Annotated in this window: 1 protein-coding gene; it reads right to left on the bottom strand. The window is 63.9% G+C overall.

Annotated features, from left to right (window positions below):
* Nucleotides 1–50: 50 nt before the first annotated feature.
* The gene (locus tag AVE30378_RS32430) at nt 51–1,364 is read right to left on the bottom strand and encodes an IS256-like element IS931 family transposase (protein WP_046543550.1); all 1,314 of its coding nucleotides are present in this window, start codon (nt 1,362–1,364) and stop codon (nt 51–53) included.
* Between the last annotated feature and the right edge of the window lie 113 nt (nt 1,365–1,477).

A 1,477-nucleotide genomic window follows, 5' to 3' on the forward strand; every position in this document is an offset into this window, starting at 1 on the left:
GGCAATGTCCCACAGACAGTTGAAGGTTGGGACGGCGGGTGCGGCATAGATTATGCGACCTTGCGATCATGGTCAATGTTGGATTTCGAGGGCGAACGCTTCAGGGCGGCGGCGAGCACCCAGAGCTCGCTCACGCCGAGGATTTTCCGGAAGTGCTTTTCGGCTTCCAGGAACCCCGCTGCTGCCCAGCGCACCGCCATGTCGGCATCGCGATAGCGCTTCACACGCCCCGCGACGCGACGTACCGCGCCGTTGGGGTTCTCGATGAGGTTGGTCGTCGACAGCCCGCGCATGAGCGCCGGCGTCAGGCCCAGCTCGTTGACCGTGAACGTTTCCTCCAGCCCTTCGAGCAGCGCCGCCGAGGCATCCGGGTGCTCGGCCTTGAGCCACGCTGCGTGCGTCTCGAGCTTGGCCATGCCGTCCTTGGCCGGCAGCTTGTAGGCCGCTTTCATGATCGCTGCGGTTTGCGAGATGCATTCTTTGGGCAGGCGATCGAGGACATTGCGCAGCTTGTGCGTTCGACAGCGCTGCACGTGGGCACGCTCGCCGAAGAGTTCGTCGATCGCCGAACGCAGCGCCTTGGAACCGTCGATCACGAACAGATATTCCAGCTCCGTGGACAAGCCGCGATCGATCAACCCGCGCAACAGATCCTTGACGACCTGGGCGTTCTCGCTCGAACCGCTCACGAGCCCCATCAGATGTTTCTTGCCGGCGCTGTCCACGCCGATGGCCGCGATAACGTGCCGCGTGCCGACGATGATGCCGTCCAGGTAGATCGCCAGGAAGTCGTGATCGTCGAAGCGCCGGCCCATCAGCTCGGTGAGCGCCCTCTGGCTGGCCTGGATGAACTCGCGCGAGACGCTGCTCTTGGAGATGCCCACCGTGCCGGCCATCTCGGGCAGCACCTTGGCATATTTGCGCGTGGACACGCCCGTGACCATGATGTCGTGCACGCGCTCGGCGAGCCGCGGATTCTGGTTCAACTGCTCGTAGGCGGGGATCGGCACTTCGCCGCCGCCTCGCCGCCGCAGGCGTGGCCGCTCGACGTTCAATTTGCGCTCGTCCATCACGATCTGGCCGCGTTGCGAGCCGTGCCAACGGACTTCGCCGCCTTTGCGGCCAGGGTGCTTCTCGCCGGCGACTTCCGTCGCCGAGATCACCAGCAACTGCTCGACCAGGCCGCGGCCAGCGTCGTACATCAGCTCGTCAATGCTCGCGCGGGTGTTCTGGATCAGATCGAGTATTGGCAGCAGGAGCTGACTGTTCTCGGCGAAACAGGCCCGCAGCCGGTCTTCGTTCTGCTTGGCGACGATGTTCAACGGCGCGCTGGCCTTCGGGGCCTTCTTCTTGCCAGGCTTCATGTGGCGGTTCTCCTTGGTTCCCTGTTCGGGAGGTTGGTCCTGGAAACCCGATTCTCTCGGATTCCACTGGCGAACCGCCGCCTTCAACCTTCAACTACGCCTGGGACATTGCC

Origin of the sequence: Achromobacter veterisilvae, assembly GCF_900496975.1 — a bacterium.
Classification (GTDB): Bacteria; Pseudomonadota; Gammaproteobacteria; order Burkholderiales; family Burkholderiaceae_B; genus Achromobacter; species Achromobacter veterisilvae.

Excerpts from the sequence above, each read along its gene's own strand:
- AVE30378_RS32430 (WP_046543550.1), bottom strand. The coding sequence starts at position 1,364 with ATGAAGCCTGGCAAGAAGAAGGCCCCGAAGGCCAGCGCGCCGTTGAAC.